General features: G+C 61.2%; 12 protein-coding genes. 4 read left to right on the plus strand and 8 right to left on the minus strand.

Going from position 1 to position 16990, the window contains the following annotated elements:
- Positions 1–214: 214 nt before the first annotated feature.
- Both IPJ76_15450 and IPJ76_15455 read right to left on the minus strand, forming a co-directional pair.
- Positions 215–1060 carry an AraC family transcriptional regulator gene (locus IPJ76_15450; protein ID QQR85983.1) on the minus strand — a complete coding sequence of 282 codons (846 nt, stop codon included), beginning with the start codon at positions 1058–1060 and terminating at the stop codon, positions 215–217.
- A gap of 116 nt (positions 1061–1176) precedes the next feature.
- Entirely contained in the window at positions 1177–4254 is a 3078-nt protein-coding gene (locus IPJ76_15455) for a lamin tail domain-containing protein (protein QQR85984.1), read from the minus strand.
- A gap of 138 nt (positions 4255–4392) precedes the next feature.
- On the opposite strand from IPJ76_15455, the gene IPJ76_15460 reads away from it, so the two are divergent.
- On the plus strand, positions 4393–6399 hold the full coding sequence (locus tag IPJ76_15460; protein ID QQR85985.1) for a hypothetical protein: 2007 nt from the start codon (positions 4393–4395) through the stop codon (positions 6397–6399).
- A gap of 793 nt (positions 6400–7192) precedes the next feature.
- Entirely contained in the window at positions 7193–7657 is a 465-nt protein-coding gene (locus tag IPJ76_15465; GenBank protein QQR85986.1) for a heme-binding domain-containing protein, read from the plus strand.
- An 11-nt stretch (positions 7658–7668) separates the two neighbouring features.
- On the opposite strand, the gene IPJ76_15470 is transcribed toward IPJ76_15465, so the two are convergent.
- Positions 7669–7953: a YggU family protein gene (locus tag IPJ76_15470; protein ID QQR85987.1), complete on the minus strand. Its 285-nt coding sequence runs from the start codon at positions 7951–7953 to the stop codon at positions 7669–7671.
- A gap of 66 nt (positions 7954–8019) precedes the next feature.
- On the opposite strand from IPJ76_15470, the gene IPJ76_15475 reads away from it, so the two are divergent.
- A complete protein-coding gene (locus IPJ76_15475; GenBank protein ID QQR85988.1) occupies positions 8020–8712 on the plus strand; it encodes a hypothetical protein in 693 nt (230 codons plus the stop codon).
- On the opposite strand, the gene IPJ76_15480 is transcribed toward IPJ76_15475, so the two are convergent.
- Positions 8700–11102 carry a heavy metal translocating P-type ATPase gene (locus IPJ76_15480; GenBank protein ID QQR85989.1) on the minus strand — a complete coding sequence of 801 codons (2403 nt, stop codon included), beginning with the start codon at positions 11100–11102 and terminating at the stop codon, positions 8700–8702. The two genes, IPJ76_15475 and IPJ76_15480, sit on opposite strands and share 13 nt — an antisense overlap.
- Before the next feature lie 115 nt (positions 11103–11217).
- Between IPJ76_15480 and IPJ76_15485 the strand changes: the two genes are divergently transcribed.
- The gene (locus tag IPJ76_15485; protein QQR85990.1) at positions 11218–12420 is read left to right on the plus strand and encodes a YHYH protein; all 1203 of its coding nucleotides are present in this window, start codon (positions 11218–11220) and stop codon (positions 12418–12420) included.
- Between the two features lie 21 nt (positions 12421–12441).
- Here the strand turns inward: IPJ76_15485 and IPJ76_15490 are convergent, their stop codons facing one another.
- From IPJ76_15490 to IPJ76_15505, 4 genes are read right to left on the minus strand one after another with little or no spacing between them, the layout of a single operon-like run.
- Entirely contained in the window at positions 12442–12846 is a 405-nt protein-coding gene (locus IPJ76_15490) for a thiol-disulfide oxidoreductase DCC family protein (protein ID QQR85991.1), read from the minus strand.
- Between the two features lie 12 nt (positions 12847–12858).
- A complete protein-coding gene (locus IPJ76_15495; GenBank protein QQR85992.1) occupies positions 12859–14637 on the minus strand; it encodes a hypothetical protein in 1779 nt (592 codons plus the stop codon).
- A 44-nt stretch (positions 14638–14681) separates the two neighbouring features.
- Positions 14682–15836 (minus strand): glycosyltransferase family 4 protein, encoded by a 1155-nt coding sequence (locus IPJ76_15500; protein QQR85993.1) that lies wholly within the window; start codon positions 15834–15836, stop codon positions 14682–14684.
- Positions 15837–15870: 34 nt separating this feature from the next.
- Entirely contained in the window at positions 15871–16920 is a 1050-nt protein-coding gene (locus IPJ76_15505; GenBank protein QQR85994.1) for an agmatinase family protein, read from the minus strand.
- Positions 16921–16990 lie beyond the last annotated feature (70 nt).

Consider the following 16990-nt stretch of genomic DNA (forward strand, 5'->3'; position numbering starts at 1 on the left):
AAGCACGAGCACACGTCTCAAGCGTTCAAGTAAAAACGCGACATGCCGGGATCGATGGACCGCTGGTCCGGGTGTTCGTGCATGGCCCAAACATCATCCTTGGAAAAGGTGGGCGCAATACCCAGTTCAGGGTATTGATATTCTTCCGGATCCTTCCATGCATGATCAGCTGACGGGACGAACCACCGATCAGCGGATCAGGAATGAAGGACGTTCAGACTTGTCCCAAACTAGTGTCCACCATGGGGCGGATCATATGAGCAAAGCGCTTTGGGGCTTTGCCGAGATAAAAGGCCAGGTCCTTTAGCATGTGGCGCTCATCGTAGTACCCGCTGGCCAGAGCAGTATCCAGATCGCACTTTCCTTGCGCGCGCATCAGCGCATACGCGTGATTGAACCGCACCACTGAACAGAATTCCTTCAGCGGTAGGCCCAGTTCGGGAGGGGCCTTGCGTTGCAGCTGGCGAACCGATAGGCCGGCTTGTTCGGCCAGGGCGGATACTTCAATGTTCCCTTTCGCCGCCCGGATGGCGCGTTCGACCAGTTCCATTGGTCCAGGGCCAATCTGCAGATCATCTGTAAGCAGTTCCGACAACCAGATCGTTATCGCTTCGAACATCCGTTCCGGTGTTCCTACAGCGCGCATATTGGCGTACAGGTCATGAACGGCCATGCCCATGACCTTCATCGGAGGGACCATCTTCCCGTTGAAACTGTCCATGGGCAGCCGGAACAGACGATGGAAAGCGGATGGAAAGAAGTTGACCATCACGCACCTGACAGGCGCTTCGCTGGTGGCAATGATGCCTTGCTCAGGGGGGACATGGCCGCAGAAGCCATCGTGCCAGTCCAGTCGTTCGCCGCTACCGTCAAAGTACTGGGGCTCTCCGTCCAGGATCAACGCCAGCTTCAGGTAGCTGTCGGGCGCCAATTGCTCCGGCGGAAGAGGCGCTGGGAAATAGCCGTACGCCATGCGATGCACGAACCTGTCAAGAGGTGCAGGTGGCAAGTGTTCCTCGAACCCGATGATGAAGTCAGAGGCAGCGGGAGGGGTGGCCATGCAATGGTGGATGGGTGCGCTAAATTGATCTTGTCCGGTGAGTGCAGTTGGATTGCTCCGGCAGGAAAGAAAGAGCCCGGCTGTTCGGCCGGGCTCTTTCTTTCGGGTCGTCCCTGTTACTCCACCACCAATCGTTCCACGTACCGCGTGTCGCCAACGGTGACAGTGACCAGGTAAACACCCGTGGCCATGGTGCTGGGCAATTCGACAACGGTGCTTATCTCATCCGCACCGCCGGTGGCGATGGTATGGGTCTGCACTTGCTTGCCGAAGAGGTCCACCATATCGAATTGAACACTGGCGATCGTCGCAGGTAGTTGCGTGAGTTGCAAGGTGATCCGTCCGCTTACCACCGGGTTCGGGTACATGGTCATCTGTCCAGCTTCAACCGGGGTGATGTTCAAGCTTCCGGCAGCGAATTCAGGTGCACCCGTGCAAGGGTTCGGAGCATCGTTCGTGATCTCCACGGTGCATGCAGTGCCGTACGGGCAGAAGGTGGCGCCACCATCGAAGCTGGCCTGCACACGCACATTGTATTCCACCGTGCCGCACAACAGCGGGTTCGTCTGCCAAGCGTTCAGCGGAAGCACGTAGGTGTTCAGCGTGATGGTGCGCGTGTAGCTCTCCGCAGGGTAGCTGAACTCGAAACGGTAGCGGTTCGCTCCGGCCAAAGGTTCCGCCCAGATCTTCCCGGCATTGCCGCTGGCACCCACCACTTTGCCGGTGACACCACAACTGTAGGTGGTTCCGATGTGCAGTGGGTTGTTGTCCAGTTGCGCGGTGGGGCATGCGATGGGCGTGCTGAGCACCTTCATGCGGCAGGCCGGACCGTAGGCGCCGTAAACACCGTTCACCCGGCTGCGCACGCGCACGTTCAACAGGCGGTCGGTGGGCACGGGCAGCGTTACGATACTGCTCAACTTCAGGTGGGCACAGGCGGTGGGACCAGCAGGTCCGCCGGGACTGCCGGGGTTCGCGTGGCTCTTGTAGATGGAGCGGCTGTAGCCACCGTCCGGGTCAAGGATCAGGAACTGGTACCCGTCATCGGCTTGGTTGCCGATGCCGAACTCCGCGCTCACGGCGGGGTTCGGACTGGCCACGATCACGCTGGTGGGCGACAGGTCTTCACGGTCGCACGTTGCAATGGTGAGCTTGTCGGTACCCAGCGGCAGGCAGAACGGCTGGTTGGCTTGGCCGAGGCTGGTGTACGTGGCATCGCTGTCAATGATGCGGTTGCCGAACTGGTCGCGCAGCGTGATGGCACCAACGGGATCGGTAATGCCATCGCCGAAACCGTCGTTGAAGGCCAGGTCGTAACAGCCGTCAGGCAAGCAGCACAGTTCCACCTCGGTATTGAAGTCGAGGAAGTACGGACCGCCGCTGCACACCACGGGACCGCCACCGGCCACGCTGATGCTCCAAGTGATCTCGTTGGGGAAGTTGTCCGTGAGGATGGTAAGCTCGCACTCATTGTCGAAGCACGGTGGGGGCGGGGTGCAATCCTCGGTGATGCCGGCGAGCGTTTCATCGCAATCGCTGAACGTCTCGTGGGCGACCAGTAGATCAACAATATCGAAGTTGTTGAAGGGTCCGATCACGTGGGTGCCGGTACCAACGCCCAACGCACTCGCGCCCGTGAGGCTGTTGGTGATATCGACCGTGGCGCCGCTGCCGGTGCTGCTCACGTTCACCACGATGTTCCATGTGCTACCATCGATGCAGCTGGGGAAGGCCGTGAAGCTCGGGGGCTCGCACAGGCAGAACTGCGTTGTGCTGAAATTGCTCTCGCCGGGGCTGGTGCAGCGCAGGCTGAAGTCAGCACTGTTGTCATCCGTGTCCTGGCCATCCGGCAGACGGCTCAAGCCTTGTTGCGGATCGTTGCCGCTGTCGATGTCCACCGGGGCTGTTCCTTCCGTGGTGCTCATGCTCCCCTCGTAGCTCATCTGGTCGATGACGATGTTGCCCGTGGTGGCCAAGCGCACTCCATCAGGCGCACCGTTCTGGATCAGGTTGGTGGCCGCACCGCTTTGGAAGTCGCAGTTCGGAACAGCGCTGCCGGTGGCACAGATCACGAAATAGTCGCCAGCGGCCACCAAGGCACTGGGCAGGGTGAAGGTGGAGTAAACAGAGTTGTTGCTGCCGTTCACCAGTTCCACCTTCAATCCGAGGAGGTCGATCGCCGCGGCGCCGGTGTTCTTCAGTTCAATGAACTCCAGCGCATCCGTGCCCGACTGGTCGTAGTCGATCTCGTTGATGACCAACTGCGGCAGATCGTCATTAAGAATGCTGTGCGTGTGCTGGCTGATGCCCAGGTCCGCCGTGCCCGAGGTGACGTTGCAGTTCAGCACCACGGTCTCATTCGCTTCATAGTCAACATCACCGGTCGTGGTCAGGGCCACGTTCTGCGTGAAAGGATACGTGTCGGTGGGGGTGAAGGTGAGCACCACATCCGTGAAGGTGGTGTAGTCCACACCGTCCGTGGCCGTGCCGCTCAGGTCGTCGTTGATGGTGACCGTTACATTGGATGCTGGTGCAATGTCCATCGTAACACCGATGGAAGCGCTTCCGCCTTCCGTGGTGCTACCCGTTGGTGCGGCGAACCCGACCACGGGATCACCTCCGCCTCCTCCGCCAAAGGTCTGTCCGGTGTTCACCAGGTTGTACGTGCTGGCGATCGGTGCAAGCGTCCATGAGAAATCCGTGTAAACCGTCCCGGTGCCTTGCAGCTGCAACGAGGTCCCCACAGCGTTGCTGCCGTTCTCAATACCGAGGATATCGGTGCTGTTTTGACCGGAAGCAGCGCCGTTGGTGGCGAGGAAGCTGCCTTCGTAGCTCAGGAATTGAACAAGAGCGGGCACCGCGTTGACCAGTGCGATGCCGTCCGGTGCACCGTTCTGCAATCCGCTGATGGCGAAGAACAAAGTGCCATAGCCACCCCCAAGGTCCGGGATGGTCCCTGTGAGGTTGGCCAAGGGAGTGTAAGTGGCGCCGCCGCTTCCATTGTAAGGTTGAAGGACCCAGCCCGTGAGATCGGTACCGGCAGGTCCGGCCACCTCGACCCCTTCACCAACATCGGCTCCGGTATTGTCGTAGTGGATCTCGTTGATGAATACCGTCTGCGCGTTCAGCGCGACCGAAGCCAGCAGGAGGCCAACGGAAAGTTGGAGCCTGTTCTTCAAGCGTAATGTCGACATGTTGTTGGGTGTTGGGTCCGCGAAAAAAGGGACGTGAAAGTAGAGAGACGTGTCCGCACTGTGAAGGAATGGTTGATAACTCGTGAACGGCCACGGGAACTTGGGCTTCACTACTTTGCCCGGACCAAACCGCCCGCAATGATCCGTCCCTACGCACTGCTCCTTTCCGCGACCTGTCTGGTCTCTTCAACCGTCGGTCAGACAACCCTGTACACCGAGGACTTCGATGGTGGCAACACGTTCACGCTCAACACCAACGATGCTGGTAGCGGCATCAGCACCTGGAATACTTGGGTGGTGAACAACAGCTACAACGGTGGCAACGGGGATGTGATCTGCCTCGGGTTCCCATTCCCTTACACCATCGTGAGCACCAGCGGTCAGCCGGCCGGCATCCAACCACAGAACGGCAACTACCTGCACACGGCCAGCACCGAGGGCATCGCCGACGGCATCACCTGCTGTTCGTTCGGCGCGGCCGATGGCTTTTGCATCACCGCGGACCAGACGTTCAGCCGCATGACGAACGATGTAAGCACGGTGGGCTTCGCGAACGTGGACTTCAAGTTCTGGTGGCTCTGCTCCGGCAGCACCACGCATTACGGCCAGGTGTTCTACAGCACCAACGGTGGGGGCTCCTGGACGCTGATCAGCACGCCCATCAGCAACTACCAGGGCCAGTCGTCGTGGACGCAGCAGACCATCACACTGCCCGACTTCGGGAACCAATCCACGCTGCGGTTCGGGTTCAAGTTCGTGAACAGCATTGGCGGCTCGGCGCTCGATCCCGGCTTCGGCATCGATAACGTGGAGATCATTGGGCAGGGCGGCGTGGTGAACAGCATCACCACACAGGTCAGCAGCCTCACGCTCTGCGATGGCACAACACTTACCGTGGACTATGCCGCCACAGGTGCCTACACGCCCGGCAATGTGTTCACCGCTCAACTGAGCGATGCGTTGGGGAACTTCGCTGCGCCCGTTAACATCGGCAGCTTGGTGAGCACCGCCAGTGGAAGTATCGCGTGCTCCATCCCCAACGGGACAGTGGTCGGCGCGGGCTATCGCATCCGTGTGGTGAGCAGCACACCGCCGACCACCGGTTCGGACAACGGCACCAACATCACCATCAACAATGGCGCAAGCGCGGGTGCCGACACGCCGGTTTCCATCTGCAAGGACAGCGGCATCTACACGCTGCTCTCCTTGCTCGGTGGCAACCCCGATGCGGGAGGCACTTGGACGAACCCCAACAACCAGGTGGTCAGTGGATCGTTCGATAGTGCGGGCCAACCTGGTGGCAACTACACATACGCCATCAGCAATCCCCCGCCGTGCTCGCCTTCCATGGCCGTGCTCAGCATCACCTTGGTCGATCCGGCCAATGCAGGCGTTGGCAGCACCGAACTCATCTGCTCCACCTCGCAGCCGGTGCCCATGTTCAGCTACCTGACCGGTTCACCGGATGCCACGGGCTATTGGCTCAACCCATCGGAGCTGGTGACGGATCAACTCTTCGATCCACAGGTGGATGCACCGGGGTTGTATGCGTACGTGGTGCCTGGGATAGGTCCTTGCCCCAACGACACGGCCTTCGTTGAAGTGCAGATCGTCACGGAAGGGGATGCGGGCACCTCGGCCACGGCGGTGGTTTGTGTCAATGACCCACCGGTGGACTTGTTCAACTACCTCGGTGGCTCACCGGATGCAGGCGGCACTTGGACCGACCCCAATAACCAGCCGCACAGCAACTTCTTCGACGAGTCCATCGATGTTGAGGGTTTGTACACCTACACCGTGGATCCTGGCGCACCTTGTGTGGCGGTCTCGGCGAGCGTGGCAGTGGTCGTCGATCCATGCGGGTCGGTACTGGAGAACGGAGCGGATGCCGTGCAGTTCACGTGGCTGGGCCAACTTGCCGATGGATCGCACGTGTTCAACATTGTTGCCCGCGATTGTGCCAGTGCGCGGCTCAGCGTATTGGGCAGTGATGGCCGTTCCATCAGCGATCGCCAAGTGGTGGTAGTGCCCAACGCTGGAACGACCGTTCGTATGGAACCCGGGGCACTCGCTGCCGGTACCTACCTCATGCGGGTTGAACTGTGCTCCGGGGTTTCGGCCAGGACGTTCGTGCACGTGCGTTGATCCACCACGGTGCAAAACGCCTGTTGGTAGTTTGTTCAAAGAACGCCGTCCGTTTTTTTGGTGTTGGCTTTTGCAACGCACTACGTTCGTTGCACTGAAAGTGATGGCGGGCACAACGGGCCCGGCAGCCGGAGCAAAGGACAGGAGCGGCCTGTGACCGTAATGGAGCAGGGCCTGGTAAGAGGTAAACCCGCTGAACCACGGCGCGCATAGCGTGCCGCACTTTGCCGAGGCGATGGTGAACGGTCCCGACCTGTCGGGATGAAGCAACACCACCACCAACGGCGCCAGCGAAGGCCACGGCCCGAGCCGGTGGGAGCGGGGGCTGATCATCCGATCGGTCCCCGCTTCGTTTTTTGCGAACGGATGGGTCATGCCAAGGTGGCCATCCTGACCGAGGAGGGGGCCGAAGGATCAACGAGCCTACGCCTGACGTTGCGTTCGGCCGGAGCCTGTTGAACGGCGATACGGCCTTCCCTGGCGTGTGGGTAACGCGCAATGCTCCCGCATCCAGCACCGTGGGTGGTTATGTTACTTGTTGTGTTGGATGTCCTGTTGATCTGTGCTTAACTCACCAGGTGAGCCTCTTTATTGCGCAGCAGATATCAGCAATCCAATAGGAACTCACGGGGAGAGAGCTGTGTGTGCCCGCCTTGGAAGGGCGGCGTGTATCGTCCGGTTATCTCCGGGGGATGCCATTCCTGTCCAGGCGGCGCAGCACATCCGGGGCCAGTGATGAACCTCACCCGCGCCTTCGCCGGCAATCCGCACCTTTCCGCCACAACGGTCCGCCATGCGCAAGAAGATCCTGTTCGTCCTCTTCGGTGCGTTCATCCTAGCGCAGTTCATCCAGCCTGATCGTTCGGCCCGTCCGCTCGATCCCGCGCAGGACATGCTCACGGTAATGCAGGCGCCGCCCAACATCCAAACGCTGGTGCGCGATGCTTGCTACGATTGCCACAGCCACGCCACAACGTACCCGTGGTACGCCTACGTGACGCCGGTGAACTTCATCGTGCAGAACCATGTGGAGGAGGGCCGCGAGGAGCTCAACTTCAGCCAATGGGCCAAGGGCGGCGAGGAGGGCGATGAGTGCGCCGAACTGGTGCAGAAGAACGAGATGCCACCGGGCTACTACCGCTTCATGCACGCGCACGGTCGCCTGAGCGATGCGCAGCGCAACCAGCTGGTCAGTTGGTTCACCGCCAACATGGGTGGTGAGGGGGCAGGTGAAGAGGAGGAGCAGGAAGAGCACTGAGCCGCACGGGCTCATCCCCAGTCCTTGTCCGGGCGGTGCCTTGGTAGTTCAACGCGCACCCGTTTGCTGCGACCGGTCGCTCCGCTGAGCAGCGCAACGTTCCGCAGAGGCACACCGAAGGCCGCGGCGAGGTAGCGCAGCAGTTCGTCGTTCGCTTTTCCGTCCACGGGTGGCGCTGCCAGCTTGATCTTCAAGGCTTGCCCATGTGTGCCCACTACCTCGGTGCGTCGCGCTCCGGGCTGCACGTGCAAGGTCAGTACAAGGTGTCCGGTCTTTTCTTCCAACCAAACGGGCATGGCCGCAAGATCGTGGTCCCCCGCGATGAACGCGTTCGTCTTTCTTTGTCCGCACCGTCACGCACCATGAACAACCGACTTCTCCTTCCTGTCTTCGCCGTTCTCACCTTGTCGGTGCATTCCCAAGAGCAACCGGGCTTCATCGGACCTGGTGTTGGATTGGCTTCGCCCATGGGGAACTTCCGCAGCACTGACGCGGACAACAAGGAAGCCGGCCTGGCCACCGAAGGCGTGGCGTTCGACCTCAACTTCGGGTACCGGATGGGCAAGACGTTCGGCGTAACGGCCGTGTTCCGAGGCACGGGCAATGCCACGAGCGACAAGGCCGTGGCGAACAGCTATCCGTTGGAGCAGGGACAGGAGATCAAGGTGGAACCGGGCACATGGGTCACCGCCGGCCTCTACGTCGGCGGTCTGGCCGTAGTGCCGATGAACGAACGCTGGGCTTTCACGGCGCGGGCCACCGTTGGCTACGCGAGTGTCACATCACCCGTCCTGAAGATCGGCACCCGCGATGGTTATCTGTTCTACAAACGAGAGTCCGCCGTAACGGGTGCGCCGGCCTACATGCTCGGTGTGGGTTTGAAGGGCGATCTGGGCCAAAAGCTCTGTGTTCTTGTGAATTTGGACCTGCATGGCATGCAAGCCGATTTCGACGAAGTGAAGACGGACGATCCGGTTACCGGGCCGGGCAAAGTGTCCTACTCGCAAAGCATCTCGCTTGTGACGTTCGCAGCGGGGCTGGGCTATCGGTTCTGAGGCGTGTTACCGGTGCGGGCTGCGATACCGATGGCCAAGGTGACGAAGCCCACCACGGTTACACTGCTCAACGGCATCAGCACGGCAGCCACCAACGGCGTCAGATGGCCGCTCACGGCGAACGACACGCCCACCACGTTGTAGCACAACGAGATGAACAAGCTGGCGACAACGATCCTGCGCGCGCGTCGGGCAAGCTTCAGGAAGTAGGGGAGCCGGGCCACGGCTTCGGCGTCCATGATGGCGTCGCTGGCCGGGGTCAGGGCGGCGCTGCTTTCCGTAACGGTGATGCCCACATCGCTCTGGGCCAAGGCACCAGCATCGTTCAGCCCATCGCCCACCATGAGCACACGATGCCGCTTGGCTTGGAGTTCTCGTACGCCCTGCGCTTTGTCCGCGGGTGAGCATCGCGTGCGCACCATACTGCCCCTGAAGGCATGGCGCAGTGCAGCGTCCACTTGTGCATCGCCGGTGAAGAGCCCGATGTTCCGGGTGCGCCTCAGCTCGGTCACAGCTTCGGCGATGCCGTGGCGCGCGCGTTTGCGAATGCCGAAATGCCCTAGATGCACCGCGCCTACCGCCACATGCACATGCGCCTCGCCATCGCCACGGGGCTCTTCCTTGCCGGCGCAGAACGCTGCTGAACCGATCCGCACCGGCACACCGTCCACCTCTCCTGCAATGCCCTGCCCGGGGATCTCTTCCACGTTTTCCACAAGGTGTGTGCCCTCGGCATTGGGCATTTTCTTCCGCAGATCTTCCGCCACCACGGTGCTCAACGGGTGCGTGCTGTTGCGCGCGAGCGCCAGAACGGACGCGGACACGAAGGGGGACGGTTGCCGACCGGTCCAGTGCACATCGTGCGCTTCGCGGGCGGTAAGCGTGCCGGTCTTGTCGAACACCACCGTATCAACATGCGCCATGCGCTCCACCACTTCAGCATCTCGGAGGAAGAGCCCGCGCTTGCCCAGCAGCCGGATGGTATGCCCATACGCGAAGGGCATGCTCAGGGCCAAAGCGCACGGGCATGCAACGATGAGGACAGCCGTAACGATCGGCCACACCTGTGCGCTGTCGGCGCCCCACCAGTAGAGCCCGGCCCCCAGCGATATGAGCAGCACGGCGACCGTGAAACGCCGTGCAACACCATCGATCAGGCGCGGCATGGCCGGCTTGGGCTGCCCGCTGCTCTGCTCGGCCCACAAGCGCTTCAGCCGGCTATCGGCGAAGGTGCGCATCACTTCAAGCTCAATGGCCGCGCCGCGCTGCCTTCCACCGGCCCTGATCGTGTCGCCCACGGACTTGCGCACCGGAAGCGGTTCGCCCGTGATGAAGCTGTTGTCGATGTGCGCGGCGCCATGGCGGAGCAGGCCATCCACCGGAACGATCTCCTGGTCGCGGATGATGATCGTATCACCGGGTACCAGATCCGCCACCTTCGTGGGTTCCTCGGTTGCTCCCTTTTTACGCAGCACCACCAGCGGAAGGAAGTCCTCCAGCGTCCGGTCGAACCGCAAGGCCCGGTAGGTGTAGGCTTGGTACCAACGTCCGATAAGCAGGAAGAACAGCAGCCCGGCCAAGGAATCGAAGTAGCCCGGGCCGATGCCCATGAGGACGTCCCAGAGACTGCGGGTCCACAGCGCGACTATTCCCAGTGCTATGGGCTGGTCGATGTTCACGGTGCGTGATCGAAGGCCCGCCCAGGCACTGCGGAAAAAATCCGTGCTGAGGAAAAGCACCACGGGGAACGAGAAAAGCACCGTGAGCCATTGGAAGCCGGTTTTCAAACCCGCTTCGCCATCGGCGCCCAGGTACTCGGGGAAGCTGAACAGCATGGTGTTGCCGAACACGAACGCCGCCACGCCCAGCCTGATGTACAGCATCCGGGGGATACCGGCAGCGCGCACGTTGGAGGCCGTCAGTTGCGGCCCGTAGCCGATGCGCCGCAGCAGCTTCACCAGCCCTCCCAGCGCCAACTTCTCTTCGCGGAACGTGATGCTGATCTCCTTGTCCGCGAAGGCGACCCGTGATCGCATCACCGCGGGCTCCAGCTTGTCGAGGTTCTCCAGCAGCCAGATGCACGAACTGCAGTGCATCTGCGGCACATGCAGACGCACGCGCGTGATGCCCCCTTCACTGAATTCAACGGTCCGTTGCCGCACCTCCTCCACATCGAAGAGCTCGGAGCGCGGTTCATCCATCGTGGTGCGCTGCTTGACGCCGGGCCGTTCCCCCAGGGTGTAGTAGTCACCTAGTCCGCTTTCCTTCAGGAGGTCGTACACCACCTCGCATCCGTTGCAGCAGAAGTCGTGGCCGTCGTGCGCTCGGTGCTCTTCCGCGCAAGGATCACCGCAGTGATAACAGTTGACCGTGGTCAGCGTTCGGGCCATCGTAACGCAAAGAGCGCGCAACACCTTTCCTTCAGGACTGACGGAAGTCAGGTGCGCGGCTGTCAACGATCAAACCAACGCCCGCTGTTGCGGTCATTTGCGCCAATCCATCACCATGCGCATCCTTGCAATCGCCTTTCTTGCATCGCCCCTGATCGTAGCCGCCCAGCTGAACCCGGCCATCACGGCATGGGTGATCAATCCCGGCAATGAGACCGGTTACAACAACATCCTGAGCAATGTGATGGAGGTGGCGTACAACACCACTGACGCATACATCGGCTGTACCGGGATCCCGGGCTACAACATCGGTCCATGGACGGGAAATCCCAACACGGCCGGTGACCAGGATTGGGAGTTCAAGTTCACCCTTGCGCCACAGCAGAACTCCGGTGCCCCGGTCAATACGCCCTTGGGCCATATCGGTGTGTGGGTGAACGGTGTCACCATCTTCAATCCGCGCGATGCCATGAGCTACAACATGCAGAACATCTGGCGGCAGAACGCTTTCTACTTCGAGGGCAGCAGCTTCGATAATTGCCTGGGCCATCCGAACCAGCAGAGCGAGTACCACACGCACATCAATCCGACTTGTCTTTACGACGACTCGGACAGCACTGTGCACTCACCCATCATCGGGTATGCCTTCGACGGTTTCCCTATCTATGGTGCCTATGGCCATGCGAACACGAACGGTACGGGAAGCATCACGCGCATGCGCAGCAGCTACCGCACGCGGACGATCACCGATCGCACCACGCTCCCGGACGGTACCGTCCTCAGCGTGAACCAATACGGCCCGGCCATCAGTGCCAACTTCCCGCTCGGTGCGTACATCGAGGATTTCGAGCTTGTGCCCGGGCTCGGTGACCTGGATGAGCACAATGGGCGCTTCTGCGTTACACCGGATTACCCCAATGGGATCTACGCCTATTTCGTCACCTTGGATGCAGGCCTTCAACCGGTGTATCCCTATGTGCTCGGACCGACCTACTACGGCACAGTGCAAGCCGGCAACACCGGACCCGGGAGCGGGCACAACACCGTGCCCTCCGGCGTGCTCATCTACAACCCGTTCAGCACGGTGGAAGAGACCAGGGCCACGCAGGTGGTTCTCTGGCCCAATCCGACCAGCGGGCAATTGAAGTTGAGCGGTGTGAGCGCTGGTACGTCACTGAGGATATTGGATGTCGGAGGGATGGAGGTGATATCGGCCACCGTCGATGCGAGCTCGGTCCTCAGTTTGGGCCAACTACCTGTTGGCACCTATACCATGCTTCTGAAAGGATCGGCCCATAGAGTGGTGCTCGTCCGCTGAAACGGGCTGACGGAAAACGGATCAACCGACGAAGCGGGCCTTCAGTTCCGGCGTCGGCAGCCAGCACTCGTCCTTGCGGCCGAACCACCGGTAGCGGTTGCGCGCCACGAGGTTGTACACCGCATCGCGGATGAACCGCGGAACCACGATGAAGCCGTAGGCGAGCTTCCATGCACCGCCCAGATCGCGCGCCATGTTCAACGCCGCATCGCTGCGCATGAACGTGCGCCCGTTGCGCAGATAGATGAAGCTCGCGTATTCGTCCGTGCGCAAACTATTGGCGGCCAGTACCTCGCTGCCCACCTTGCTTTGCAACGAGGCGAAACGGAACCGCGCTTCCTTGTCGCGTTCAATGATGAACTGCACCGCTCCGTTGCACAGGTTGCAAACACCATCGAACAACAGCAGGCGGTCGGGGTGGTTCATCGCGGGGCGAAATTACCGCGCCGATGAAGCCGTGCTAACGGGCGCATCCGGGACCGGCACTATGACCCTGTCCCGGAAGGCCGGCACATCGAGCAGGTGGAACGGGTACGGCTTCACCGCGCCGATGACCTTTCCGGTGGCGGTCGCCGGGTCGTACAGGTAGAACGGCTCGTAATGGGTGACCGTGAGCCAGGGCTTGCTGTCGCCTTCGAATTTCAGTGGCTGGTGGAGCGGATGCACGTCAATGACCACTTCGCGCACTGCGGTGCCGGGGGCGGCTTGGACCATGGCGTAGCGCGCGATATCATCCATCACGGCTTGATGGTAGGCCACCACGTGGGGTTTGAGCCGGTCGCGGTGCCGCAGGGAGCGGATGGCATCCACGTTCTTCAGGAAGTGGATGTACCCGAACCACGCAATGTCGCTGTTCAACGCACGATCTTCATCGAACATGGATACCAGTTGCTCGGTTCCGTCAACGTGCACCACCCGCGCCTGGAAAGCGGCGCGCTCGAAGAGGTGGTGATAGTCGAAGAGTTCCAGCAGCCACACCCATTCCCAGAGCTTGTAGGGCCGAAGCAATGCCAGGCCTTCGTAGGTGTCAGCGATGCGATCTTCCACATGCGTTGGAATGCGCACCGGTCGGGCATGCACCTCGAATTGCTGGTATCCGTAGAGCGGAGGCCATGTCTTGAAGCGATCGTACTTGCTCAAGGAGGTGCCCACGAACCCGAGGATCGTCCACCACGCGATGAGCACCGCGTAGCCAGGCAAGTGCTGATCGGTGATAGCGGGTTGCAGCGTTGCGGTACCGTCCAATGGTTTCTTGCGCCACTTGAGCCACCACCGCGCAAGTGGCGGGCATATGCCGGACCAAGCCGGTACGAAGGCGAGCACCATGGGCCCTCCAACAAGCCCGATCCCCCACATGGGCCAAGCCAGGAACACCCCAAGGCCCACGACGCACAGCAACGCAAACGCACGGGTCCGTCGCCAGAGGAGCAGCGGGAAGGCGATGATCTCCACCACGATGGTGGCCCAGTTGCAGAAGAGCACCAGCGGCCAGTTGTCCAGCAATGGGCGCAAATGCTTGGGGCAGAAGAACGGGATGTTGAGCGAATAGTAGAAGCCGGTGCCGTGCAACCACACGGGATCGAACAGCTTGAACACGCCTGCGCCGGCCGTGATGAACGCAATGGCCATGGCCGACAGGAGCAAGGGCCAGCCCGCGCTCGGCGTCTCCGCGCTCCGATCGCCGCGCCACAGCGCCGGGCTGACGAACATGGCGAAGAAGTTGAGCGGCTGTTTGATGAACAGTTCAAGCGAATGCGGCATGAGCAATCCGCCCACCGCGAAAAGGATGACCCATGAAGCGCGGATCCACTTGCCAAGCATCAGGGTCACCAGCGCGCCCATGTACACGGCGTTGAGCGCGTAGGCGAGCGGTTTGCTTTCCGGTATGCCCAGCATCGGGAAATTGCTGGGCTCCATTCCGAGGTCCACGGCCCACAGGTGCTGGGCTGCAGTGTACAGGCAGAGGATCGCATAGGCTACGCGTGTCGCTGGCAGGAATCGCGCATCCACCGGTACGGTCAGGAAGGACCGCAAACGGTTCTGTGTACTGCGGAGAACCAGCACAATGGCACCGACCAACCCTGCCCAGAAGCATGCGTCAGCCAATTTGTGCCAGCCGACGCGCGCAAGCAGAACATCGGCCAGGAACAGAGCGGAAAGCACTAAGAGCCAACGCAACGTCATTCGCTTGGAGCGGGTAGTGCCGTTCGTGCTCATGCCGCGCAAGATCGGTCAAGCGCGGGGCACTGGAGTGATGTGCGTCAGGAAGTCGGCCCCGTCGGCTGAAGAAGGCCAATGTCGTTGAGCAGCCGGTCCACGTAGTTGGTCCATGTGAAGGGGTTCACGGTTTCGTGGGCCGCCCTTGCTGAAGCCCGCCATTCCGCCGGGTTCTCGAGCAGGTTGTTGATGGCTCCGGACAGTTCGGCATCCTCTTCCGTTCGGAGAAGGATGCCAACACCCGGCTCCTTTCCGAACGTGCTGGTGAACTCCGGATAGGCGCTCACTATGACCGGCATGTGCATGTGCATGGCCTCGCAACTGGCGCTGAAGCTCCCCCACAGTGGCATGGGATTGATGAAGAGGCAGCAGCGTTCAAGCAACCCGGTGTACCGCGCGGCATCTTCCGGGTCCGACTTATCGAGGTAACCGTGCACCGTGGCCCACGACGGGATGGCGCGCAGCAATTCGTGGCGCGGGATGCCCACGGCGTGCAGTTGGATCGGCAAGGCACGCGAGGCGTTCATGGTCTCCAGCACATCCAGCAGCTTCAGCAACCCGGGCTTGTACTTGCTACCACCGATGAAGAGCACCTCCGGCCGCGATAGGTCGCGGTGCAGCAGTCGCTGGGCGTCCGGTGCAGCGATGTCAGTGTTCACCACGTTGCCGTAATAGCGCACGCGGTCGCCGTGCTGTGCTTTCAATTCCTCTGCCTGCTCAGGAAAGAGCGAAACGAGCAACGCCGCGCCACCGATGTGCTTCCGCTCGCGCGCGATGGTGCGCTCTTCCATGGCATTCGGACCGCGCTTCTCGAAGTAGCGCAGGTGCCGCTCGAAGGTCATGTCGCAGAACTGCACGTAAGGCCTGCGTTGCCTGTTGCGGCCGAAGGAGAACGTTGTGAAGATGGGCAGCGCTTTCGGGTGTGCTCGTAGCACGCGCTCGATGCGGCGCTGCGTGAGCCATGCATTGAAGCTGCTGCGGAAGAAGTAGTGCCGGGTGCGCGTGATGCCCGTTTTGCGCAGGGCCCCGATGAGCGCGTCGTAGGCCACCTGCATCGGACGATTGGGCGCGAGGTCCGCCCGGTGCAGCACATGGCCTTTCTCCTCCAGGGTCTTGCTCAGGAAGTAGGGGACATTGCTCCAAGTACTGGCCTTGGCCGGATCGCCGATGGCGAAGACGATGAATTCGCGCGCGTTCATTTCCACGTTCCCACCACCTCTATACGCACGGAACTCAGCGTGCGTTGGCCAGCACCCCGCAAAGATGCCAAAGCAGCCGGGCTCCAACGTTCGCGTCCCATTCGTCCTTGGGGCCGGGCGAAACCTCCACCAGGTCGAAACCGATGATACGCTTGCCGCTGCGCGCGAGTTGCGAAAGGAGATAGGTGGCCTCCTCGAACGCTAGGCCGCCGGGTACGGGAGTCCCGGTGTGAGGGCAAAGGGTCGGGTCGAGCCCATCGATGTCGAAGCTGATGTGCACCAGGTCCGGCAGATCGGCGATGATGCGATCGCATTGCTTTTTCCACGTCGCACCTTCGAACTGCTTCTTGCGGATGTCGGCGCTGCGGTGCACGCTCACACGGCCTTTTTGTGCCTTCACCACGTCGTTCTCCTGCGCGCAGAGATCGCGGATGCCCACCTGCACGATCTTCTTCAGCGGGGCCAGGTCCAATGCGTTGTACATGATGCTGGCATGGCTGAAGGTGAACCCTTCGTAGGCCTTGCGCAGGTCCATGTGCGCATCGATGTGCAGGATGCCGAATCGCTTGTGCCGCTTGGCCAGGGCGCGGAAGAAACCGAGCGGTGTGCTGTGATCGCCGCCGACCAGCCCTACGAGCTTGCCTTCATCGAGCCATTGCCCGGTGCGCGCTTCCACCCATTCGTTCATCACGGCGCATTCGGCGTTGATGAGCTTCTGCGCCTTCGCGGCTTTCGCTTCCTCGTGCTTGCTGCCGCCTTCCACCAGCAGGTCGATGATCTTCTTCGCTTGCTTCTTCAACGCAGCGCTCTGATCGCGCAAGGCCTTGGGCTCCTCGTCCATGGCAATGCCGCGTTTCCACAGGTCGGGGAACTCAGGATGATGAAGGTCCACCTGGAAGCTCGCATCGAAAATGGCGGCAGGCCCACGGCTCGTTCCACCGCCGTAGCTGGTGGTCACTTCCCACGGCACGGGCACCAGCACAATGTCCGCTTCATCCGTGGTGAAGGGCAGTCCGTACAGTTGTGCGTTGGCATCGCCCGGGCTGTTCGGGTCGAAGGACTTGATCTTGGAAGCCTTTGACATGTGCTCATGGGACCATGTGCTCATGTGCCCATGGTCGGGTGCGAAGATGCGGTGAGGCTTGCGTAGGGAA

This window comes from Flavobacteriales bacterium, from assembly GCA_016699575.1.
Taxonomy (GTDB): Bacteria; Bacteroidota; Bacteroidia; order Flavobacteriales_F; family PHOS-HE28; genus PHOS-HE28.

What these genes read in the sequence shown, in the direction of transcription:
- IPJ76_15470 (QQR85987.1), bottom strand. Translation starts at nt 7,953, where the DNA reads ATGCCCGTTTGGTTGGAAGAAAAGACCGGACACCTTGTACTGACCTTG.
- IPJ76_15495 (QQR85992.1), bottom strand. Translation starts at nt 14,637, where the DNA reads ATGAGCACGAACGGCACTACCCGCTCCAAGCGAATGACGTTGCGTTGG.
- IPJ76_15455 (QQR85984.1), bottom strand. Translation starts at nt 4,254, where the DNA reads ATGTCGACATTACGCTTGAAGAACAGGCTCCAACTTTCCGTTGGCCTC.
- IPJ76_15500 (QQR85993.1), bottom strand. Translation starts at nt 15,836, where the DNA reads ATGAACGCGCGCGAATTCATCGTCTTCGCCATCGGCGATCCGGCCAAG.
- IPJ76_15465 (QQR85986.1), top strand. Translation starts at nt 7,193, where the DNA reads ATGCGCAAGAAGATCCTGTTCGTCCTCTTCGGTGCGTTCATCCTAGCG.
- IPJ76_15480 (QQR85989.1), bottom strand. Translation starts at nt 11,102, where the DNA reads ATGGCCCGAACGCTGACCACGGTCAACTGTTATCACTGCGGTGATCCT.
- IPJ76_15450 (QQR85983.1), bottom strand. Translation starts at nt 1,060, where the DNA reads ATGGCCACCCCTCCCGCTGCCTCTGACTTCATCATCGGGTTCGAGGAA.
- IPJ76_15490 (QQR85991.1), bottom strand. Translation starts at nt 12,846, where the DNA reads ATGAACCACCCCGACCGCCTGCTGTTGTTCGATGGTGTTTGCAACCTG.
- IPJ76_15505 (QQR85994.1), bottom strand. Translation starts at nt 16,920, where the DNA reads ATGTCAAAGGCTTCCAAGATCAAGTCCTTCGACCCGAACAGCCCGGGC.
- IPJ76_15460 (QQR85985.1), top strand. Translation starts at nt 4,393, where the DNA reads ATGATCCGTCCCTACGCACTGCTCCTTTCCGCGACCTGTCTGGTCTCT.
- IPJ76_15475 (QQR85988.1), top strand. Translation starts at nt 8,020, where the DNA reads ATGAACAACCGACTTCTCCTTCCTGTCTTCGCCGTTCTCACCTTGTCG.
- IPJ76_15485 (QQR85990.1), top strand. Translation starts at nt 11,218, where the DNA reads ATGCGCATCCTTGCAATCGCCTTTCTTGCATCGCCCCTGATCGTAGCC.